Below are 21,616 nucleotides of genomic sequence, written 5' to 3' on the forward strand. Positions count from 1 at the left end.
TCACCCCTCTCCCTGCAGCGTCGCGATCAGCCCGTCGACCTCGTCGGGCTTGACCAGCACGTCCCGGGCCTTGGAGCCCTCGCTGGGGCCCACCACGCCCCGGCTCTCGAGGATGTCCATCAGCCGGCCGGCCTTGGCGAACCCGACCCGCAGCTTGCGCTGCAGCATCGAGGTGGAGCCGAACTGGGTCGACACGACCAGCTCGATCGCCTGGATCACCAGGTCCATGTCGTCGCCGATGTCGTCGTCGAGCTCGCGCTTGCTGGCGGCGGGTGCGGTGACGTCGTCGCGGTAGCTCGGTTCGAGCTGGGCCTTGCAGTGCTTGACGACCTGGTGGATCTCGGCCTCGGTGACCCACGACCCCTGCACGCGCACCGGCTTGGAGGCACCCATGGGCAGGAACAGCCCGTCACCCTGGCCGACCAGCTTCTCGGCGCCCGGCTGGTCGAGGATGACCCGGCTGTCGGCGAGCGAGGAGGTCGCGAACGCCAGCCGCGACGGCACGTTGGCCTTGATCAGGCCGGTCACGACGTCGACCGACGGGCGCTGGGTGGCCAGCACCAGGTGGATGCCGGCGGCGCGGGCGAGCTGGGTGATGCGCACGACGGCGTCCTCGACGTCGCGCGGCGCCACCATCATCAGGTCGGCGAGCTCGTCGACGATCACCAGGAGGTAGGGGTACGGCGCCAGCTCGCGCTCCGAGCCGGCGGGCACCTGCACCTTGCCGGCGCGCACCGCCTTGTTGAAGTCGTCGACGTGGCGGAACCCGAAGTTCGCCAGGTCGTCGTAGCGCAGGTCCATCTCGCGCACGACCCAGGCCAGCGCCTCGGCGGCCTTCTTGGGGTTGGTGATGATCGGGGTGATCAGGTGGGGCACGCCCTCGTAGGCGTTGAGCTCGACCCGCTTGGGGTCGACCATGATCATCCGCACCTCGTCGGGCGTGGAGCGCATCAGGATCGAGGTGATCATCGAGTTGATGAACGACGACTTGCCCGACCCGGTCGCGCCGGCCACCAGCAGGTGCGGCATCTTCGCCAGGTTGGCGACCACGAAGCCGCCCTCGACGTCCTTGCCGAGACCGGCCACCATCGGGTGGTGGTCGGAGCGGGCCGCGTTCGAGCGCAGCACGTCGCCGAGGGAGACGATCTCCTTGTCCACGTTGGGGATCTCGATGCCGATGGCGGACTTGCCCGGGATCGGGCTGAGGATCCGCACGTCGGCCGACGCGACGGCGTAGGCGATGTTCTTCGACAGCGCGGTGACCTTCTCGACCTTCACCGCGGGGCCGAGCTCGACCTCGTAGCGGGTCACGGTGGGGCCGCGCGTGTAGCCGGTGACCTGCGCGTCGATGCCGAACTCCTCCAGCACCGTGGTGAGCCGGCCCACCACGTCGTCGCTGGCCTTCGACCGCGCCTTGTGGGGCGAGCCGGGCTTGAGCACGTCGTTGGCCGGCAATGCGTAGGTGATGTCGCCCGACAGCGCGAGCTGCTCGACGCGCTGCGGCAGCGGGGTGTGCGGCGGCGGCTCGAGCTCGGTCCGGTCGTCGGGGTCGTCGGCGACCGCCACGACCGGCGCGACCGGCTCGGGCGCAGCGGCCTCGGGGGCGAACAGGTCGGCGTCCGTCTGCTCGAGCGCGACGTCGACGGCGTCCTTGGTACGCCGCCGGCGGCGCGGCGATTCGTCGGGGATGACCGGGCTGTCGTAGGCGGGGTCGCCGAGGTCGGGGTCGATGCCGGTGTCGTCGAGGCGACCGCGACGCCGGCGCACCGGCTGCGTGGGCTCGGGCTCCTCGACCTCGCGGCCGAGCGCGCGGTCGCGCAGCTCGGCCAGCCGGGCCGGTACCTGGTAGACGGGGGTCGCGGTGATGACCAGCAGACCGAACACCGCCAGGAGCAGCAGCAGCGGCACCACGACGTACTCGCTGCGCAGCAGGTCGAGCAGCAGCGAGGAGACGACGTAGCCGATCGCGCCACCGCCCTCGCGCAGCGGCGCCGTGTCGCCGGCCTCGGGCACCGGGCTGCCGTTGGCGACGTGGACGACGCCGAGCAGTCCGAAGGAGAGGGCGGTCCAGCCGACCACCTGGCGGCCGACCGGGCCGTTGGTCACCGGGTCGCGCATCGTGCGCCAGCCCACCGCGACCAGCGCGACGGGCACCAGCCACGCGACCTTGCCGACGGTGCCGGTGGTGAGCGTGCGCACCAGCTCCATCACCGAGCCGCCGATCTCGAACCAGATCGCACCGGCCGAGACCAGGGCCAGGGCGACCACGAGCAGCCCGACGCCGTCGCGGCGCTGCTCGGGCTCGATCTCCCGGGCGCTGTGGCCGAGGCTGCGGGCGACCGCGCCGACGGCGTGGGCGATGCCGAGCCAGACGGTGGCGACCGCACGGAAGACGCCGTCGAAGACCCGCGCGACCGGGCCGCGCCCGGTGCGGACCGCGCGCGGCGGCACCCGCCGGGCGGTCGAGCCCTTGCCCTTCGGGGCCCGGGGTCGACGGTTGCCGCTCGCACGGCTGGTGCTGCGCGAGCTGCTGCGGGCGGTACTCCGGGTCCGCGTGCCGGAGCCCTTGGCCGACCCCCCTCGGGAGGAGGACGACGAGGTGCTCGAGCGGCGGGTACCCGGCGGGGAAGACGTACGGGTCGCCATGCCACCAAACCTAGGCCACCGTCACTCCAGTCACAGGGATCACACGGATGCGTGTCGTCCCCGCCGTCACCCCACCCACCGGGGCGGTTTGCCCGTCGTCGGCGGCCCACCCCGGACGCCGTCCGGCGACGCCGCCGCCGCGGCGGCCAATTTCCCGCCGGCTCTGGACCGCGCGGGCCGGGGCTACCTAGGGTGCGGCTGATGGTCGTCTCGGGCCGTCGTTCCTACTCGGAGGAGAACCTGACGTGAAGCACCTCAGGCAGGGCGTGGGCCTTGCACTCATCGGGGCCGGGCTGGCGGTGGTGACGGGCACGACGCCCGCCGCCTCCGCCCCGCCGGCCGCAGCGGTCGGCAGCAGCCTCGTGCAGCAGCTGCGCGCGGAGGCCCGGGGCTCGGTGGCCGCCTCGACCCTCGACGCCACCGGCAAGGTCGGCTTCCTGCGGGCGGGCACCGACGGCGACCTGCTGCCGGCGCGCGAGGCGTCCGGCCGGGACGGCGCGGTGGCCAAGACCCGCGCGTACCTCGACAAGTACGCCGGCGCGTTCGGCGCCCGGCCCGAGCAGCTGGTCCGGGGCCGGGTCGTCGCCGACGACCTCGGCTGGACCGTCGACTACGCCCAGTCCTACCGGGGCGTCCCGGTCTTCGGCGCGCTGCTGCGTGCCCACGTCGACCGCGACGGCGACCTGACGTCGGTCAACGGCTTCGTCGCCCCGGCGCTCAACGTCGACGTCGAGCCCAGCCGCACGGCCGAGCAGGCCGCGCAGACCGCGATCAACGTCACCCGGGCCCACGCGCCCGAGGGCGTCGAGGTCGGCGAGCTGGAGGTGACCAGCAACCAGCTGGCCGTCTACCGCCAGGGCGTGGTCAAGCAGGAGGCGGGCGCCAACACGCTGGCCTGGGTGGTCGAGGTGACCGACGGCCACGCCGTGCGGCAGAAGGTGTTCGTCGACGCCCACAGCCAGAAGGTCCTCAACCGCTACTCGATGATCGACAGCGCCCTCGACCGCGAGCTGCGCGAGGCGTTCCTCGACGACAACGGCACCCCCGACGACGAGGACGACGACTTCGTCGGCTTCGAGACGGTCTGGGAGGAGGGCCAGCCGACCGACGGCCTCAACGAGGACCAGAAGAACCTGGTCGCCTCGGCCGGTGAGGCCTACTGGTTCTTCAAGAACGCCTTCAACCGCGACTCCTACGACGGCAACGGCGCCCGGATGGTCACGGTCAACAACGACCCGCGGATCGCCTGCCCCAACGCCAACTGGAACGGCATCACCACCAACTACTGCGACGGGGTCACCTCCGACGACGTGGTCTCCCACGAGTGGGGCCACGCCTACACCGAGCACACCTGGGGCGGCATCTACCAGTGGCAGTCGGGCGCGCTCAACGAGTCCTACTCCGACATCTGGGGCGAGACGGTCGACCTGATCAACAACCGTGAGGACGAGGGCGAGGGCGACATCAACGCCAAGCGCCCCGACGGCCTCTGCTCGCAGTACACCCGGGGCGCCATCGGCGTCACGATCAACTCCCCCGCCGAGGTCGCCGGTCCGTGCGCCGGCGCGGCCGCGGCGGCGTTCGGCCCGGTCTTCGACAAGCAGGGCGTGACCGCCGACCTGGTCGTCGGCACCGACGAGCCCACCGAGGGCACCGGGTCGACCACCGACGGGTGCTCGCCGTTCACCAACGCCGCGGAGATCGACGGGAAGTTCGTCTACGTCGACCGCGGCACCTGCGCGTTCGCCGACAAGATCGCGCACGCCGAGGAGGCCGGCGCGACCGGCATCATCTTCGGCAACAACGCCCCCGGCGTCGGCTCCGTGGCGGGTCAGAGCGACCTCTACGGCGCGATGGTGACCCAGGAGGACGGTGCCAAGATCAAGAGCGTCGACGGCGTCCTCAACATCACGGTCAAGGACGTCGAGACCGCCGAGAAGGCCGACTCCTACCGGTGGCTGGTCAGCGAGAAGTCGCCGGCGTTCGGCGGAGCGATCCGCGACATGTGGAACCCGACCTGCTACGGCGACCCGGGGAAGGTCTCCGACGTCGAGTACGTCTGCTCCACCGACGACCAGGGCGGCGTCCACGGCAACTCCGGCGTGCCCAACCACGGCTACGCGCTCGTCGTCGACGGCGGCAGCTTCAACGGTCAGACGGTCTCCGGCATCGGGCTCACCAAGGCCGCGGCGATCTACTACCGCGCGATGACGGCGTACATGACCCCGGTCAGCAGCTTCGCCGACCACGCCGACGCCCTCGAGGCGGCCTGCGCCGACCTCAGCGCGGGACCCGGCGCCACCATCCGGGAGCTGTCGACCGACCCCAACACCTCCAACGCCTACGACCAGAAGGTCACCGCGGCCGACTGCGCCGAGGTGACGAAGATGATCGCCGCGGTGGAGCTGCGTCGCGACCCGGTGCAGTGCGACTTCAAGCCCCAGCTCGACCCGAACACCCCGGGCTCGGCCTGCGGCGCCGGCTTCACCGACGAGGTCGCGTTCGAGGACGACTTCGAGGGCGGCCTCGAGGGCTGGGAGCTCGACGGCGAGAGCGTGTTCGGCTACGACCAGCCCCTGCTCGACTGGCGGTCGACCAACGACCTGCCGGCCGGCAACCGTCCCGCCGGCAGCCAGACGGCCGCGTTCGGGCCCGCACCCGACCGCGGTGCCTGCAACGGTGACTCCTCCGACTTCTCCTCGGTCGTGACCATGACCAGCCCCGAGTTCGAGGTGGGCGAGACCGGGGCCGCGGGTGCGGCGCTGCGCTTCGACCACAACATCCAGACCGAGCTCGGCTACGACGGCGGCAACGTCCAGCTCTCCGTCAACGGCGGGGCGTTCGAGGCGATCCCGGCGGCGGCGTACACCTTCAACGGGCCGACCCAGCTCGCCACCGAGGAGGACGAGTCGACCAACCCGCTCGCCGGCCAGCCGGGCTTCACCGGCACCGACGGCGGCAAGATCATCAGCGACTGGGGCACCTCGGTCGTGGACCTGGCCGGCGCCGGCGTGGCCGCCGGGGACACCCTGCGGATCCGGTTCGCGATCGGCCGCGACGGCTGTGGCGGCGTCAAGGGCTGGTGGGTCGACAACCTGCGGGTCACCACCTGCGTCGAGAAGGCCGCCGCCACCCTGGAGGCGACGGCTCCGGCCAGCGCCGTCTACGGCGCCCCGCGCGCCGTCACCGCGACCGTGACCGGTGCGGGCGAGGCCCCCACCGGCACCGTGACGGTCAAGGAGGGGTCGACCACCCTCGGCACCGCGTCGCTCTCGGGCGGCTCGGCGACCGTGGCGCTCCCCACGACGATGGCGGCCGGGGCGCACGCCCTGACCGTCGAGTACGGCGGTGACGCGGCCTACGCCGGCGCCACCGACTCGGTGAGCCTCACGGTCACCAAGGCGAGCTCGCGCACCGTGGCGGCGGCCAACCCGCGCAAGGTCGCCAAGGGCAAGGCCTTCCGGGCCAAGGTGACGGTGACGTCGAAGGGCAGCACGCCGACCGGCAAGGTCGACATCCTGCTCAAGGGCCGCAAGATCGGCAGCGGCACCCTGCGGGGCGGCACGGTGACGATCAAGGTCACCAAGCGGCTCGGCGTCGGGGTGAAGACCCTGACCGCCCGGTACGCCGGGACCGCGAACGTCGCCGGCAGCCAGGACACCTTCAAGGTGACGGTGACGAAGCCGAAGAAGCGGTAGCGGCAGCCAGCCGCGCGCAGGTGGCCCCGTCGGACCCGGTCCGGCGGGGCCATCGCCGTTGCGGAGCCACCGCTGCCGGGCGCGCTCGCCGCTACGCGTTGTTCGACGCCGAGTGATCGCTGACGGCACCTGACGAGTGACCTCGGGGATCGACCGGGCGCTCCCGCGCGAGCAGCGCGGCAGCGATGACCGCCGGGCCGATGAAGAAGAGATGTCCCACCCCGCGGCCGTACTCACCCTCGACGAACCAGTGCGAGAGGGAGGTCGTCCACACCGCAGCGCCCCAGGCGAGCGAGAACATCAGTGCTGGCCGCGCCAGCCGCAGGGGAAGGAGGGCCGAGACCCCCAGGAGCACGACGATCAGCAGGTCGGGGACGAGGAACGCGTTGTCCCACGTCCGCACCGGCTCTCCGCCGAAGTTGTCCGTGGCGAAGTAGGTCGCCATGGCGAACGCCAGCACGGCGGCGACGCCGCGGCTGATCCCGATGACCCGCTGATTCATGTCTACAGCGTAGACCCGGAGTCCCGCTCTGTCTACGGTGTAGATTCCGACCCCGTGACCCGCTCCACGCGCCGGGCTTCCGGGCCTCGGCTGTCGCCCGACCTCATCGCGCGCAGGGCCTTGGTGCTCGGCGACCGCGACGGCGCCTCCGCCATGACCGTGCGGCGTATCGCTGCCGAGCTGGACTGCGACCCGATGGCGCTCTACCGCCACTTCCCCAACCGGGTCGCGCTCCTCGACGCGGTCGCCGACCTGGCCGTGGCCGAGGTCGAGCTTCCGCCTGCTGGCCTGCCGTGGGACGAACGGCTCCCTGCGGTGCTCGTCGCGGCCCGCGCGGCAGCCCTCGCCCATCCTGGCATCGCGCCCCACGTCGCCAGCCGACCGCCGCTCGGCCCGAACGGCCAGCGGATCGGTGGCGTTCTGGTCGACGCCCTGGGCCAGGCCGGCCTTCCTCCGGACGTCGTGGTGGCAGCGAGCCAGATCCTCGTCGCCTACCTGTCCAGCTCGATCGCCATGGCCGTGGCGGCTGGAGGGGAGCGGGACGAGCGCTGGTCCGAGGGCGCCCATGCGATGCGGAGCGTCAGTGCCGACGCCCTGCCTGCCGAGCGGATGCCGGCGGTCGGTTCCGACGAGCAGTTCGCCTTCGGGCTCGACCTCCTCGTCGCGGGCCTGCGCACCCGTACCTGACCGATGACCGCCGACGGCGGCCCGTCGAGGTCGCGCGGTCCCGGGCGCGCTGGTCGGGTGCGGGCTGCTACGCCTCGATGACGACCGGGATGATCATCGGGCGGCGGCGGTGGGTGTTGCTCACCCAGCGACCGATCACCCGGCGCACGGTCTGCTGCAGCTGGTAGGCGTCGGTGTTGCCGTCGGCGATGGAGCGGTCGAGGGCGTCGATGATCGGCTGCTTGATCTCGCTGAAGCTGGATCCCTCGAGCGCGTTGCCGCGCGCGTGGATCTCGGGGCCGGCGGCGACCTTGCCGCTGACCGAGTCGACCACGACGATCACCGAGATGAACCCCTCCTCGCCGAGGATCCGGCGGTCCTTGAGGTCGGACTCGGTGATGTCGCCGACCGAGGAGCCGTCGACGAACACGTAGCCGCACTCGACCTTGCCCGCGACCTTGGCGACGCCGTCGACCAGGTCGACGACGACGCCGTCCTCGGCGATCACGACGTTCTCGACGCCGGTCGAGCGGGCCAGCGCGGCGTTGGCGAGCATGTGCCGGATCTCGCCGTGCACCGGTAGCACGTTGCGCGGCCGCACGATGTTGTAGCAGTAGAGCAGCTCACCGGCGCTGGCGTGCCCGCTGACGTGCACCAGCGCGTTGCCCTTGTGGACGACGTGGGCGCCCCAGCGGGCCAGGCCGTTGATGACCCGGTAGACGGCGTTCTCGTTGCCCGGGATCAGGCTCGAGGCGAGCAGCACGGTGTCGCCCTCCTCGATGTGCACGAAGTTGTGGTTGCGCTGGGCGATCCGGCTCAGCGCGCTCATCGGCTCGCCCTGCGAGCCGGTGGAGATCAGCACCTGGCGCTCGGGCGGCAGGCCGGTCAGCTCCTTGGCGTCGACGACGACGCCGGGCGGCACCTCGAGGTAGCCGAGGTCGCTGGCGATCGCCATGTTGCGCACCATCGAGCGCCCGACGTAGGCCACCTTGCGGCCGTGGGCGACGGCGGCGTCGAGCACCTGCTGCACGCGGTGCACGTGGGAGGCGAAGCAGGCCACGATGATCCGCTGGCTGGAGTCGCGGAAGACCTGGTCGATGACCGGGGTGATCGACTTCTCGGTGGGCGTGAAGCCCGGTGTCTCGGCGTTGGTGGAGTCGGTGAGGAAGAGGTCGACGCCCTCCTCGCCGAGGCGGGCGAAGGCGCGCAGGTCGGTGATCCGCCGGTCCAGCGGCAGCTGGTCCATCTTGAAGTCACCGGTGTGGAGCACCATGCCGGCACTGGTCCGGATGGCGACGGCCAGCGCGTCGGGGATCGAGTGGTTGACCGCCACGAACTCGAGGTCGAACGGCCCGAAGGTGATCCGGTCGCCCTCGCGCACCTTGTGGTGCACGGTCTCGCGCAGCCGGTGCTCGCGGAGCTTGCTGTCGAGCAGCGCCAGGGTCAGCTGCGATCCGACCAGCGGGATGTCCGGCCGCTCGCGGAGCAGGTACGGCGTCGCACCGATGTGGTCCTCGTGGCCGTGGGTCAGCACCAGCGCCTCGACGTCGTCGAGGCGGTCCCGGATCGCGGCGAAGTCGGGCAGGATCAGGTCGACGCCCGGGTGGTGGTCCTCCGGGAACAGCACCCCGCAGTCGACGACGAGCAGCCGCCCGGAGTGCTCGAAGACGGTCATGTTGCGACCGACCTCGCCGAGCCCCCCGAGCGGGATGACCCGGAGTCCTCCGGGGGCGAGAGGGGCGGGCGCGGACAGCTCGGGGTGGGGATGGCTCACGAAGGTCCTTCGGGGTCAGAGGAGTCCCGACGCGACCAGGCCGGCGCGCAGGGCGGCGACCTCGTCGTCGTCGAGGGGCACCAGGGGTGCCCGGACGTTGCGGTTGTCGAGGACGCCCAGCAGCTCCAGGCCCGCCTTGGCGGTCGTGGCGCCGTAGTTGGCGGCCCCCATCACGGCGTCGATCGCCGGCAGCAGGCGGGTGAAGTGCTGGAGCGCGGCGACGTGGTCGCCGGACCAGAAGGCCTCACCGACGGCGCGCAGCTGGTCGCCGGCGACGTGACCGACCACGCTGACCCACCCGGCGGCGCCGTGGGCCAGCCAGGCGAGGTTGGCGACGTCGTCGCCGGAGTAGACGGCCAGCCCGAGCTCGCGCAGCCGGATGCCGCGGGCGAAGTCGCCCACCGCGTCCTTGACCGCGACCACGGACTCCCACTGCGCGGCGACCTCGTAGGTCTCCATCGCGATGGTGGTGCCGGTGCGGCCCGGGACGTCGTAGAGCATCACCGGGACGTCGGTGGCCTCGACGACCTGCCGGAAGTGGTGGAGGACGCCGGCCTGCCCGGGCTTGTTGTAGTAGGGCGTGACCAGCAGCAGCCCGTCGGCGCCGATCTTCTCGGCCTGCCGGGCCAGCTCGACGGAGTGGGCGGTGGCGTTGGTGCCGACGCCGGCGACCACCACGGCGCGGTCACCGACGGCATCCTTGACCGCGGCCAGGATCTCGCCGTCCTCGGGCACCGTGGTGGTGGGCGCCTCGCCGGTGGTGCCGCTGACCACGACGCCGTCGTGACCGTGGTCGACCAGGTGGGCCGCGATCGCCGCCGTGCCCTCGAGGTCGACGGACCCGTCGTCCTGGAACGCGGTGGCCATCGCCGTGAGGAACCGGCCGAAGGGCGCCGCGGGCAGGGGGGTCGAGGTCATGGGCATCAGGTTATCGCTCCCCCTGGTTGTTCTGCCCCACGCTCACACGCGCGGCATGACCTCGGCCGCGACCAGCCGCAGGTGGTCGAGGTCGGAGAGGTCGAGGGTCTGGAGGTAGAGCCGGGTCTGGCCGGACTCGGCGTAGCGGCCGATCTTGTCGACGACCTCCTCGACGGTGCCGGCCAGGCCGTTCTCGCGCAGCTCGGCGGGCTCGCGACCGATCGCGGCGGCGCGCCGCTCGACCTCGGCCTCGTCGGCGCCGACGCACAGCACCAGCGCGCTGGAGAAGATCATCGTCGCCGGGTCGCGGTCGATCGCCTCGCAGGCGGCGCGCACCCGGTCGTTCTGGGCCAGCCCCTCCTCGAACGGCGCGAACGGCAGGTTGAACTCGTCGGCGTAGCGCGCGGCCAGAGCCGGCGTGCGCTTCTTGCCGTGACCACCGATGAGCACCGGCGGCTTGTCCTGGGTCGGCTTGGGCAGCCCGGGCGAGTCGACCACCGACTGCACCCGGCCCTCGTGGGTGAAGCCGCCCTCGGTGGCCCACAGCCCGGTGATGATCGCGAGCTGGTCCTCGAGCACGTCGAAGCGGGTGCGGGTGTCGGGGAACGGGATGCCGTACTTGGTGTGCTCGGCCTCGAACCAGCCGGCGCCGATGCCGAGCTCGACCCGGCCGCCGCTCATCTGGTCGACGCCGGCGACGGTGATCGCGAGCGGGCCGGGGTGGCGGAACGTCGCGCTGGTCATCATCGTGCCGAGCCGGATGGTGCTGGTCTCGCGGGCCAGGCCGGCCAGCGTGATCCAGGCGTCGGTGGGGCCGGGCAGCCCCTCGGTGCCCATCCCGAGGTAGTGGTCGGAGCGGAAGAACGCCCCGAACCCGAGTCGCTCGGCCTCGAGCGCTACCGCGAGCAGGTCGTCGTAGGTGGCCCCCTGCTGGGGCTCGGTGAACACGCGCAGCTCCATGACCCCAGCCTCTCAGGTGGCTCCCCGGGGCCGGCTCAGCGGGGCGGGACCCGCTCCCACCACACCCGGTCGTAGCCGTCGAAGTGCTCGCGGTCGGCCTCGACCCACTCGCGGTCGGAGAACTCGGGGTAGAGCACGTCGCCCTCCGGCTCCAGCGGCACCATCGAGAGGATCTGCTCCTGGGCCAGCGGCAGCGCCTCGGCGTAGACCTGGGCGCCGCCGGCCACGACGATCTCGCCCTCGTGGGACGCCGCCTTGGCGCACGCCGACAGGAACGAGTGGGCCACCAGCACACCGTCGGCCGACCAGGACCGGTCGCGGGTCAGCACGATCGTGGTGCGGCCCGGCAGCGGCCGCCCGATCGACTCGTACGTCGTGCGCCCCATCACCAGGACGTGGCCCGTGGTGAGCGCCTTGAACTCCGCCTGCTCCCCCGGGATCCGCCACGGGATGTCGGCGCCGTTGCCGATGACCCGGTTGCGGGCGACCGCGGCGACCAGGATGATCCGCTTGCTCAACGTCCCGGGCCAGGAGTTACTTGAACGTGACGGCAGTTTGAGCCGCCTCGACCTCAGTACGCAGGGATCGCCAGCCACGTAAATTCCCGACACGCGGTAGGTGAACTGTGCGCACAGTGTGCGAGGACCCAGAGATGTCCTGGAATTCAATATCGTGCTGCATCTGATTTTCGACCCATGGCGTCGCTACGTGCTCGAGCGGGGACCAGTGCGCAGGTCGAGCAGACACAAGCCGCTCATAGAGCAAGAAGTCTTTCTCAACGTCGCGACTCCCGTCCTGGGTCAGATACGACGTCCTGGCACAGCGGGCGGCACTGACCTTCACTAGATCTAGGACGCTCAGGCCTGCGTCCCTGTCCTCAGCCCTGACATATGGCAGATGCCACTGACCCTCAACAAGGTCAGTTGGCGACGAGTTGTCGAGTTCCTTCCGCATTTGTTGCGCAACCACTCGGATCTCCGGTTGAGCCAAGTCGCTGTCTCGCTGGAGTAGGAAGTTCTCCCATGCCGTCGACGTCACCACGACCGTGTGCCACATGAAAGGCTCGAGAAGCCGATTCGTAACCGATTTATGGACGCGAAGATCCTGCAGTTTCCTTACTGCTTCGATCGCCGCATCAGCCGCTGAGACCCATTCCTTCTCGGCACAAGTCATCGCGCTTGGCTCCAGCTCAGGGCCACCTTGCATGCCTGGTTTCTCGGTGGGCCACGAGAGAGGTATCGCGAGCCCGTCTTGCAACTTGCTCAGCTGCTTCGCGATTGGTATGGCTCGGCTGCTCGCTGAGTTCCGCGAGAACACGCGATGCGTATTGAACTCCGAGAGGACGAAGCGATGAAAGCGGACCTCCATTGAGGTCAGGCGCACTCCCTGCTCATTCCTACTGTCCGCGACGATGCGCGCGTACGGCTCTTCCACCTGCTCCTCCGAAGCGATACGAATCGAGTGACTGGAGTGGTCAGCGACCCGGGAAGGTTGACGGCCTGTCGCCGGGTCGCCTGGGGAAGTTGTGCTAGTCCCGAACCATACAGACAGGTGTCCGAAGGCGGCGCAGGACGCGCACAGTGGCGTCGGATTGGTGTCGGATTTGTGTCAGAGGGCGATGGTGCCCGTGACCGTGCTCAGGGTGTGGCCACCCACCCACACCTGCGACCCCTCCAGCCCCACGTGCACCCGCCCGGCCCGGCCCAGCACGGTGCCCTGCGCGGCGACGTACGACGCCGGCAGCCGGTCACCGGCCAGCCACTGGCCCAGCCCGGCGTTGAGGCTGCCGGTGACGGGGTCCTCGGGGACGCCGTACTGGGGGCAGAACGCGCGGACCTCGACGTCGGCGGCGCCGCCGTTGGTGTGAGGGCCGGCCACGCCGATCTTGAGGTCCCCGAACGCCGTCCAGTCCGGCTCGAGCGCCAGCACCGCATCGGCGTCGGCGAGCAGCACGCCGGTCCACCCCGGGCCGTTGTCGATCCAGGCGGTGTCGAGCAGCGCGGCGCGGTCGAGGCGCAGCGCGGCGGCGACCCGGTCGACGTCGGCGTCGTCGACGGGCCCGGAGCGCAGTAGCGGCGGGGCGGCGAACGCGAGCCGCGCCCCCCGGCGCACGGTCACCAGTCCGACGCCGCACTCCTGCACGACGTCGTCGCCGCGGGGCGTGCCACCGGCCTCGAGCCAGGCGTGGGCGCTGCCGAGGGTGGGGTGCCCGGCGAACGGTAGCTCGCGGCCGGGCGTGAAGATCCGGAGTCGGTAGTCGGCGTCGGGGCTGGTGGGCGGCAGCACGAACGTGGTCTCGGAGAGGTTGGTCCAGCGCGCCACCGCGGCCATCTGCTCGTCGGTGAGGCCCTCGGCGTCGTGGACGACCGCGACCGGGTTGCCGAGCAGCGGCTCGGCGGAGAAGACGTCGACCTGGCGGAACGGGCGCACGGGGCGGGGCCGGGTCAGGCCGAGAGCGACATCGGGCCGTAGACCCGGCGGTCGAGCTCGTGGAGGGTCACCGCGGCGACACCGGCCGCGGCGAGCTCGGCCCAGATCTCGCCCACCCACGACTCGGCGTCGGCCTGGCTGGCGAAGCGCTGGTCGGCGAGCTCGCCCTCGACCGCGACCTCGGCACCCGAGGCGTCCTCGAGCCGCCACCACCACGGCCGCTCGGCGGCGGTGGGCTGGCGGAAGGTGGGGGGCTGGTCGGGGAGGTTCACACCGGCGACCCTACGACTCGCGCACCGACGGGTCGACGAACGGCGGGCGGGTGACCTGGAAGATCTCGCGGCGCCCGCGCACGTCGACGCCCACCTCGGCCTCGGGGTGGACTGTCGAGGCGAGCAGCGCCAGACCCACGCCCTTCCTCAGCGTCGGGGAGAAGGTGCCGGAGGTGACCTCGCCCAGCACCACGTCGTGGGTGAGGCTGACCTGCATGTCGGGGCGCGGGATCGCGCGGCCGGTGGAGACGATGCCGTGCAGCAGCCGGCGCGGGCCCTCGGCCTTCTCGGCCAGCAGCCGCTCCCGACCCCAGAACTCCGGCTTCCGCCACCCGACCGCCCAGCCCAGCCGGGCCTCGTTGGGGGTGACGTCGAGGGAGATGTCCTGGCCGTGGAGGGGGTAGCCCATCTCGGTGCGCAGGGTGTCGCGTGCTCCGAGCCCGCAGGGCAGCAGCCCGTGCGGCTCCCCCGCGGCGACCAGCGCGTCCCACAGCCGCTCGGCGACCTCGTTGGCCGCGATCAGCTCGTAGCCGCGCTCGCCGGTGTAGCCGGTGCGGCACACCACCACGCCGACGCCGTCGTACTCCGCCTCGACGAACGACATGTAGCCGTGGCCCGCCGGCAGCCCGAGCGCCGTGAGCACCTCGTCGGAGCGCGGGCCCTGGACGGCCAGCACGACGTAGTCGGTGTGGTGGTCGTGGACCTCGACGCCCGCGGGGGCGTGCTCGGCCAGCCGCCGCACCACCTCGGCGGTGTTGGCGGCGTTGGGCACGAGCAGGATCCGCTCGTCGGTGTGGAGGTAGACGATGAGGTCGTCGACGATGCCGCCGCTCTCGTCGCAGCAGAGGGTGTACTGCGCCTGGCCGGGGGCGATCTTGGCCAGGTCGTTGGTGAGCGTGGCGTTGACGTACGCCGCCGCGCCGGGGCCCACCACGGTGGCCTTGCCGAGGTGGCTCACGTCGAAGATGCCGACCGCCTCGCGCACCGCGGTGTGCTCCTTGACCACACCGGTCGCGTACTCCAGCGGCATCGACCAGCCGCCGAACTCGCCGAACTTGGCCCCGAGCGCCTCGTGCCGGGCGTGCAGGGGCGAGAGCAGCAGATCCGCCATGCGCGGGAACCTACCGCAGCAGGTGCTGCGCGGAGCGCACCGCACCCGGTGGATATTCTTCGCCGGTGACGACGTACACGCTGCGCAGCGCGAGCCCGGCCCGGACCCGAGCGGAGGCCGTGGTCGTGGGCCTCGTCCAGACCCCGTCCGGGGTGGAGCTCGCCGCGGGCGCCGAGGAGGTCGGCAAGGCCTACGGCCGGACCCTGCGTCCGCTGCTCGCCACACTCGGCGCCAAGGGCAAGGCCGGCGAGGTCTACCGGGTGCCGACGTCGGGGACGCTGTCGTCGCCGCTGCTGGTGCTGGTGGGCCTGGGCGCGGAGGCGACGCCGACCGCGGTGCGCCGGGCCGCCGGGGTGGCGGGCCGTGCGGTCACCAACGCCGCCTCCGCCGCGGTCGCCCTGCCGGCCGACTCCCCCGCGCTGGTGCGGGCGGTGACCGAGGGCTGGGCGCTGGGCACCTACACCTTCACGACGTACAAGAAGGACGCCGCGAGCACGGCGGTCGGCGACCTGGTGGTGCTCAGCCCCGCGGCGCGACGCAAGGACGTCACCCGGGCCTTCGAGGAGGCGCAGGTCGTCGCCGAGGCGGTCGCCGCCACCCGCGACTGGGTCAACACCCCCGCCGGCGACCTCACCCCGCCCGCGCTCGCCGACCAGGTGCGCGCCGCGGTGCGCAAGGCCTCCGGTCCGCTGGGCAAGGTGTCGGTGTCGGTGCTCGACGAGGCCCGGCTGGAGAAGCTCGGCTGCGGCGGGATCCTCGGCGTCGGCGGCGGCTCCGACGCTCCCCCGCGGCTGGTCGAGCTGACCTACGACCCGCCCGGCGCCACGACCCACCTGGCGCTGGTGGGAAAGGGGATCACCTTCGACTCCGGCGGGCTCACGATCAAGCCGGCCGCGAGCATGAACGAGATGAAGAGCGACATGGCCGGCGCGGCCGCCGTCGTGCAGGCCACGATCGCGATCGCCCGGCTCGGGCTGCCGGTGAAGGTCTCCACCTTCGCCCCGCTCGCCGAGAACATGGTCTCCGGCCGGGCGATGCGCCCCGGCGACGTGCTGACGATCTACGGCGGCACGACCGTCGAGGTGCTCAACACCGACGCCGAGGGCCGGCTGGTGCTCGCCGACGCGCTGGTGCGCGCGACGGAGAAGTCGCCCGACCTCGTGGTCGACGTCGCCACCCTCACCGGCCACATGGTCGTCGCGCTGGGTGACCGGGTGGCCGGCGTGCTGGGCTCGCAGGAGGTCGTCGACCGGGTGCTCGCCGCCGCCGAGACCGCCGGCGAGGAGCACTGGCACATGCCGATCCCCGAGTCGATGGACGAGCGGATCCACAGCAGCAAGATCGCCGACCTCGCCCAGCACGACTGGGTGCGCTGGGGTGGCGGGCTGTTCGCGGCGGCGTTCCTGCGCGAGTTCACCGCCGGCCTCCCCTGGGCCCACATCGACATCGCCGGTCCGTCGTTCAACTCCGGCGGCCCGTGGGGTCACGTCACCTCCGGCGGCACCGGCGTCGCCGTCGCCACCCTCGTCGACCTGGCCCGGTCGTTGGCCTGAGGGGCCGGGTTCGGGTTCGCCAGGGCGCGGTAGTCCCTGACGAAATGGCCCCCTCCGGGGGCCCGGACCCGACCATTTCGTCCGGGACTATCCCGACGAGGGCGCTCAGGCGGCGCGGTACCGCAGCAGCCGTTCGCGCTCCGGCTCGGAGAGGGCTCGCCGGGCGGCCACGGTGCTGGTGTCGATCCAGCCCGGCCCGGGGTCGAGGGTCCAGCGACGGCGGCGGAGCGGGATCTCCGCCGCGAGGCGGTACGCGGTCAGGAGCCGGTCGGCGAACGCCGCGGGCCGGCGCAGGTCTCCGGCCATCCTCGTGACCGGCTCGAGCCCGTGGGCGCGGAACCGCGCTGCCCTGTCCACGTCCCGGAGCCGCTGCTCGCCCTCGAGGTGGACGGCGCCGTCGTACTCGCCGACCACGCCGGTGGCAGGATCGATGAGGTCGGGGGTCCCGATCAGCCGACCGTCCGGGTCGAGCACGGCCGCGTTGCACCGCAACCTCACACCGTCGACCAGGCGGCGCCAGTGCATGCGCATCAGGGTCTCCGGCGGCGACCATGAGTTCTCGTCAGCGAGGGTGAGGGCGAGGCGCATCCGCGGGATGCCGGTCCACCCGTTGTGTGCGGCCGCCCAGTCGCCGGCCTCGTCGAGAGAGACGAGATCGTCGTACGCCGCCATGTCGAGGGCGACGACCGCCAGCCAGTCGGTCGGGGCGTAGCGCATCTCGAAGGCCAGCGACCTGACCGGGGTCGTGATCGGCAGCTCGTTGTGGACGGTCAGGTCGGCGGGGTTGAGCCGCTCTTCGCTCACGATGAACCCGCAGCCCGGCTGGCTGCGTACGGCGTGCGACGGGGTGGCCAGCACGACGGGTGCGACCGGACCCGGTCGTGACCAGGGGTGACCTGTGAACCACACCCCGCCCCACCACGCCAGGGCCGCCCAGCCGGTCACGCCGCCATAGCCCGGCAACACGGCGGCGGCCTCGACGATGCGCTGCTCCAGTCGTTCCCCGTCCACGTGGGACGGCACGTACAGGCCGTGGGAGCTGCGTCGCCAGGCACGCGAGCGCGCCTGACTCCGCGTCGGCCCGACGCGGCCGGAGGGGTCAACGCGCAGTGGTGCGACCGTCGTGCGCGGAGACCCTTCGAGTGCCATGACCGCAGCGTCCCCCGTCCGCGGCCAGCGCGCGGCGTTCATCCACAGGGCGCCGCGACCGGGAAAGTCCCGGACGAGATGGCCCCCTCAGACGGCCTCAACCCGGCCATTTCGTCAGGGACTACCGCGGCGAGGCGAGCTCAGAGACCCTGCTGCTTGCGGCGACGGTTGTACTCCCGCATCCGCTGCGGGATGCCCACGACGGCGGCGTCGTACGACGGGATCTGGTGCTTGTTGCAGAAGGTGTGGGCCCACTCCACGGAGGGGACGCGGCGGCGGGTCCACTCACCGTCGTGGGCGACGAGGAGGAGGGTGACGTCGCTGACCGCGGTGCGGGGCTCGACGAAGCCCTCGACGCCGCGGCGCTCGGTCGCCCAGGTGTGGAGGTGGTCGACGTCGGCGCTGTTGGCCGCGCGCACCCGGGTCGAGCCGGTGCGTGCGGCGTCCTTCGCCGGCCCCCTCATCTTCTGCCGCGAGCCCCCGCGGAACCGGTCCAGCCATGACATGGGGACAAGTGTGACCCACGCGGGCCAAGACCACCCGCAACCCCGCGCTGAACCCGGTGTGGACACGCTCGCCGGAGGTGCAAAGATGGACGCGCTCGTCGACGTGCCCTCGTCGAGACCCCAGGGGAGAGGACCAGCGTGGCCGACTTCGACGTTCTCGTGCTCGGAGCGGGATCGGGTGGCTACTCCTGTGCGCTGCGAGCGGCCCAGCTGGGGCTGCGGGTCGGGCTGGTCGAGAAGGGCAAGCTGGGCGGCACCTGCCTCCACGTCGGCTGCATCCCCACCAAGGCGCTGCTGCACGCCGCCGAGGTCGCCGACAGCGCCCGCGACGCCGGCCAGTACGGCGTCCGCGCGAGCCTCGACGGCATCGACATGGCCGGCGTCAACTCCTACAAGGACGGCGTCGTCGCCCGTCTCCACAAGGGTTTGACCGGGCTGATCGGCTCGCGCGGGATCACCGTCATCGAGGGCGAGGGCCGGATGACCGGGCCCCGCGAGGTGACGGTCGGCGGCACGGCGTACACCGGTGAGCACCTGGTGCTCGCCTCCGGCTCCTACTCCCGCAGCCTGCCCGGCCTGGAGGTCGACGGCGAGCGGGTCCTCACCTCCGAGCACGCGCTCGGTCTCGACCGGGTGCCCACGTCGGTGATCGTGCTCGGCGGCGGTGTCATCGGCTGCGAGTTCGCGAGCGTGTGGCGCAGCTTCGGCGCCGAGGTCACCATCGTCGAGGCCCTCCCCCGGCTGGTCGCCGCGGAGGACGAGGCGTCGTCGAAGGCCCTCGAGCGCGCGTTCCGCAAGCGCAAGATCGCGTTCCGCACCGGCACGCCGTTCCAGAGCGTCAAGACCACCGACACCGGCGTGGCCGTCACCGTCGAGGGCGGCGACGTGCTCGAGGCCGAGCTCCTGCTCGTGGCCGTCGGTCGCGGCCCGGCCAGCGACGGCCTCGGGTACGCCGAGCAGGGCGTCGCGATGGAGCGCGGGTTCGTGCTCGCCGACGAGCGCTGCCGCACCAACCTCGACGGCGTCTACGCCGTCGGCGACCTGGTGCCCGGCCTCCAGCTCGCCCACCGCGGCTTCCAGCAGGGCATCTTCGTCGCCGAGGAGATCGCCGGCCTCGCGCCGCGACCCGTCGACGAGCTGGCCATCCCGCGGGTCACCTACTCCCACCCCGAGCTGGCCTCGGTCGGGCTCACCGAGGCCGCGGCCGTGGCCGAGCACGGCGCCGACGCCGTCGAGACCCTCACCTACGACCTGGGCGGCAACGGCAAGAGCCAGATCCTCCGGACGCAGGGGTTCGTCAAGCTGGTCCGCCGCAAGGACGGCCCGGTGATCGGCATCCACCTGGTCGGCGACCGGGTCGGCGAGCTCATCGGCGAGGCCCAGCTGATCTACGGCTGGGAGGCGCACCCCGAGGACGTCGCGCCCCTGGTGCACGCCCACCCCACCCAGAACGAAGCCCTCGGCGAGGCCCACCTGGCGCTCGCCGGCAAGCCCTTGCACGCCCACTCCTGAGAACGAAGGAACTCCATGGCCACCGAAGTCAACCTCCCGGCACTCGGCGAGTCCGTCACCGAGGGCACCGTCACCCGCTGGCTCAAGTCGGTCGGTGACAGTGTCGCGGTGGACGAGCCGCTGCTGGAGGTCTCCACCGACAAGGTCGACACCGAGATCCCCTCCCCCGTCGCCGGCACCCTGCTGGAGATCAAGGCGAACGAGGACGACACCGTGGAGGTGGGGGCGATCCTCGCCGTCATCGGCGACGAGGGAGAGTCGACCGGCGGTGGTGGCGGCGAGGCGGCCGAGCCGGAGCCCCAGGCCGCGCAGCAGCCCGAGCCGGATCCCGAGCCCGAGCAGCAGGCGGAGCCGGAGCAGCAGCCGGCCGAGCCCGAGCCCGAGCCCGAGCCCGAGCAGCAGCCCGAGCAGCCGGCCGCCGAGTCCTCCGGTGGCGGCGGCGGGGGCGGCGGTGGCGGTGGCGGTACGCCGGTCACGTTGCCCGCGCTGGGCGAGTCCGTCACGGAGGGCACCGTCACCCGGTGGCTGAAGGCGGTCGGCGACGACGTCGCCGTCGACGAGCCGCTGCTCGAGGTGTCCACCGACAAGGTCGACACCGAGATCCCCTCCCCCGTCGCCGGCACCCTGCTGGAGATCAAGGTCGAGGAGGACGAGACCGTCGAGGTCGGCGCCGAGCTGGCCGTGATCGGCGACGGGTCCGCAGCACCCCAGCAGTCGTCCGAGCCCGAGCCCGAGCAGAAGTCCGAGCCGGAGCCGGAACCGGAGCCCGAGCCCGAGTCCGAGCCGGAGCCCGAGCCGGAGCCGGAGCAGACGTCGGAGGCCGCGGCCCCCCAGGAGGAAGCCGCGCCGGAGACGACCGAGAAGCCGGCCGTCGAGGAGCCGGCCCAGGAGCAGCCGGCCCGGGAGCAGCCGGCCCGGGAGCAGGCCGCTCCCGCGGCGACGTCCGGCGGCGACGCGTCCGGCTACGTCACCCCGCTGGTGCGGAAGCTCGCCAGCCAGCACGGCGTCGACCTGTCCACGGTGACGGGCTCCGGTGTCGGCGGCCGGATCCGCAAGCAGGACGTGCTCGAGGCGGCGCAGGCCGCCCAGGCCACGTCCGCCCCCCAGCAGCCCGCCCCGGCCCAGGCGTCGAGCGGCCAGGCCGGCGGCCAGCCGTCGGGTGCCCGAGCAGCAGCGCCGACCGCGGAGCCGTCGCCGCTGCGCGGCCAGACGGTGAAGATGACCCGGCTGCGCCAGACCATCGCCAAGCGGATGGTCGAGTCGCTCGAGGTGTCGGCCCAGCTGACCACCGTCGTCGAGGTCGACGTCACCGGCATCGCCCGGCTCCGCGACTCGATCAAGGCCGACTTCGCCGCGACCGAGGGCGTGAAGCTGTCGTTCATGCCGTTCTTCGCCAAGGCGGCGATCGACGCGCTCAAGGTGCATCCCTCGCTCAACGCGGGCATCGACACCGAGGCCAAGGAGATCACCTACTACGACAAGGAGAACCTCGCGATCGCGGTCGACACCGAGCGCGGTCTCCTCACCCCGGTGATCAAGGACGCCGGCGACCTCTCGATCGCCGGGCTGGCGCGCAAGATCGCCGACGTCGCCGACCGCACCCGCAACAACAAGATCACTCCCGACGAGCTGTCGGGCGGCACCTTCACGCTGACCAACACCGGCAGCCGCGGGGCGCTCTTCGACACGCCGATCATCAACCAGCCGCAGGTCGCGATCCTCGGCACCGGTGCAATCGTCAAGCGGCCCGTCGTGATCGACGACCCCAACCTGGGCGAGACGATCGCGGTCCGCTCGATGGTCTACCTCGCGCTCACCTACGACCACCGCCTGGTCGACGGTGCCGACGCCGCTCGCTACCTCAGCGACGTCAAGCAGCGCCTGGAGTCCGCCCAGTTCGACGTGTGACGGCGTCCGGG

The 21,616-nt window shown here is 72.2% G+C and carries 17 protein-coding genes; 5 read left to right on the forward strand and 12 right to left on the reverse strand.

The window, feature by feature from the left end; genetic code table 11:
* Positions 1–2,646 (reverse strand): DNA translocase FtsK, encoded by a 2,646-nt coding sequence (locus JT721_RS12885; protein ID WP_205473544.1) that lies wholly within the window; start codon positions 2,644–2,646, stop codon positions 1–3.
* Positions 2,647–2,891: 245 nt separating this feature from the next.
* On the opposite strand from JT721_RS12885, the gene JT721_RS20955 reads away from it, so the two are divergent.
* The gene (locus tag JT721_RS20955) at positions 2,892–6,344 is read left to right on the forward strand and encodes an Ig-like domain repeat protein (protein ID WP_205473545.1); all 3,453 of its coding nucleotides are present in this window, start codon (positions 2,892–2,894) and stop codon (positions 6,342–6,344) included.
* Positions 6,345–6,435: 91 nt separating this feature from the next.
* Here the strand turns inward: JT721_RS20955 and JT721_RS12895 are convergent, their stop codons facing one another.
* On the reverse strand, positions 6,436–6,846 hold the full coding sequence (locus JT721_RS12895) for a hypothetical protein (RefSeq protein WP_205473546.1): 411 nt from the start codon (positions 6,844–6,846) through the stop codon (positions 6,436–6,438).
* Positions 6,847–6,900: 54 nt separating this feature from the next.
* On the opposite strand from JT721_RS12895, the gene JT721_RS12900 reads away from it, so the two are divergent.
* Positions 6,901–7,533, forward strand: coding sequence for a TetR/AcrR family transcriptional regulator (locus JT721_RS12900; RefSeq protein WP_205473547.1), 633 nt, complete (start codon positions 6,901–6,903; stop codon positions 7,531–7,533).
* 67 nt (positions 7,534–7,600) lie between these two features.
* Here JT721_RS12900 and JT721_RS12905 read toward each other — a convergent pair whose 3' ends face one another.
* The 8 genes from JT721_RS12905 to gcvT all read right to left on the reverse strand — a co-directional run bounded on the left by JT721_RS12905 (position 7,601) and on the right by gcvT (position 14,977).
* Positions 7,601–9,286: a ribonuclease J gene (locus tag JT721_RS12905; RefSeq protein ID WP_205473548.1), complete on the reverse strand. Its 1,686-nt coding sequence runs from the start codon at positions 9,284–9,286 to the stop codon at positions 7,601–7,603.
* Positions 9,287–9,301: 15 nt separating this feature from the next.
* Positions 9,302–10,204, reverse strand: a complete 903-nt coding sequence (gene dapA, locus JT721_RS12910) for a 4-hydroxy-tetrahydrodipicolinate synthase (protein ID WP_205473549.1) — start codon at positions 10,202–10,204, stop codon at positions 9,302–9,304.
* Between the two features lie 42 nt (positions 10,205–10,246).
* A complete protein-coding gene (locus tag JT721_RS12915; protein WP_205473550.1) occupies positions 10,247–11,164 on the reverse strand; it encodes an LLM class F420-dependent oxidoreductase in 918 nt (305 codons plus the stop codon).
* A 35-nt stretch (positions 11,165–11,199) separates the two neighbouring features.
* On the reverse strand, positions 11,200–11,682 hold the full coding sequence (locus JT721_RS12920; RefSeq protein ID WP_205473551.1) for a dihydrofolate reductase: 483 nt from the start codon (positions 11,680–11,682) through the stop codon (positions 11,200–11,202).
* Positions 11,683–11,698: 16 nt separating this feature from the next.
* The gene (locus JT721_RS21920) at positions 11,699–12,598 is read right to left on the reverse strand and encodes an FAD-dependent thymidylate synthase (protein ID WP_205473552.1); all 900 of its coding nucleotides are present in this window, start codon (positions 12,596–12,598) and stop codon (positions 11,699–11,701) included.
* Between the two features lie 174 nt (positions 12,599–12,772).
* On the reverse strand, positions 12,773–13,594 hold the full coding sequence (locus JT721_RS12930; protein WP_205473553.1) for a PhzF family phenazine biosynthesis protein: 822 nt from the start codon (positions 13,592–13,594) through the stop codon (positions 12,773–12,775).
* Between the two features lie 14 nt (positions 13,595–13,608).
* Positions 13,609–13,866, reverse strand: coding sequence for a hypothetical protein (locus tag JT721_RS12935; RefSeq protein ID WP_205473554.1), 258 nt, complete (start codon positions 13,864–13,866; stop codon positions 13,609–13,611).
* 10 nt (positions 13,867–13,876) lie between these two features.
* Positions 13,877–14,977, reverse strand: a complete 1,101-nt coding sequence (gene gcvT, locus JT721_RS12940) for a glycine cleavage system aminomethyltransferase GcvT (protein WP_205473555.1) — start codon at positions 14,975–14,977, stop codon at positions 13,877–13,879.
* A 65-nt stretch (positions 14,978–15,042) separates the two neighbouring features.
* Here gcvT and JT721_RS12945 point away from each other — a divergent pair, with 65 nt between their 5' ends.
* Positions 15,043–16,530 carry a leucyl aminopeptidase gene (locus tag JT721_RS12945; protein ID WP_205473556.1) on the forward strand — a complete coding sequence of 496 codons (1,488 nt, stop codon included), beginning with the start codon at positions 15,043–15,045 and terminating at the stop codon, positions 16,528–16,530.
* A 105-nt stretch (positions 16,531–16,635) separates the two neighbouring features.
* Here the strand turns inward: JT721_RS12945 and JT721_RS12950 are convergent, their stop codons facing one another.
* Positions 16,636–17,541, reverse strand: a complete 906-nt coding sequence (locus JT721_RS12950) for a hypothetical protein (protein ID WP_205473557.1) — start codon at positions 17,539–17,541, stop codon at positions 16,636–16,638.
* A 278-nt stretch (positions 17,542–17,819) separates the two neighbouring features.
* Complete coding sequence (locus JT721_RS12955) at positions 17,820–18,185, reverse strand: hypothetical protein (RefSeq protein WP_240340680.1); 366 nt, start codon at positions 18,183–18,185, stop codon at positions 17,820–17,822.
* A gap of 138 nt (positions 18,186–18,323) precedes the next feature.
* On the opposite strand from JT721_RS12955, the gene lpdA reads away from it, so the two are divergent.
* Positions 18,324–19,697, forward strand: a complete 1,374-nt coding sequence (lpdA, locus tag JT721_RS12960; RefSeq protein WP_205473558.1) for a dihydrolipoyl dehydrogenase — start codon at positions 18,324–18,326, stop codon at positions 19,695–19,697.
* A gap of 15 nt (positions 19,698–19,712) precedes the next feature.
* The gene (gene sucB / locus JT721_RS12965; RefSeq protein ID WP_205473559.1) at positions 19,713–21,605 is read left to right on the forward strand and encodes a 2-oxoglutarate dehydrogenase, E2 component, dihydrolipoamide succinyltransferase; all 1,893 of its coding nucleotides are present in this window, start codon (positions 19,713–19,715) and stop codon (positions 21,603–21,605) included.
* The last annotated feature ends 11 nt before the right edge of the window (positions 21,606–21,616 follow it).

This window comes from Nocardioides sp. SYSU D00038 (assembly GCF_016924665.1).
GTDB lineage: Bacteria > Actinomycetota > Actinomycetes > Propionibacteriales > Nocardioidaceae > Nocardioides.

Bases quoted from the DNA above. Each gene is read 5' to 3' on its own strand.
- JT721_RS12955 (WP_240340680.1), bottom strand. From the start codon at position 18,185: ATGTCATGGCTGGACCGGTTCCGCGGGGGCTCGCGGCAGAAGATGAGG.
- JT721_RS12895 (WP_205473546.1), bottom strand. From the start codon at position 6,846: ATGAATCAGCGGGTCATCGGGATCAGCCGCGGCGTCGCCGCCGTGCTG.
- JT721_RS12915 (WP_205473550.1), bottom strand. From the start codon at position 11,164: ATGGAGCTGCGCGTGTTCACCGAGCCCCAGCAGGGGGCCACCTACGAC.
- gcvT (WP_205473555.1), bottom strand. From the start codon at position 14,977: ATGGCGGATCTGCTGCTCTCGCCCCTGCACGCCCGGCACGAGGCGCTC.
- sucB (WP_205473559.1), top strand. From the start codon at position 19,713: ATGGCCACCGAAGTCAACCTCCCGGCACTCGGCGAGTCCGTCACCGAG.
- dapA (WP_205473549.1), bottom strand. From the start codon at position 10,204: ATGACCTCGACCCCCCTGCCCGCGGCGCCCTTCGGCCGGTTCCTCACG.
- JT721_RS12885 (WP_205473544.1), bottom strand. From the start codon at position 2,646: ATGGCGACCCGTACGTCTTCCCCGCCGGGTACCCGCCGCTCGAGCACC.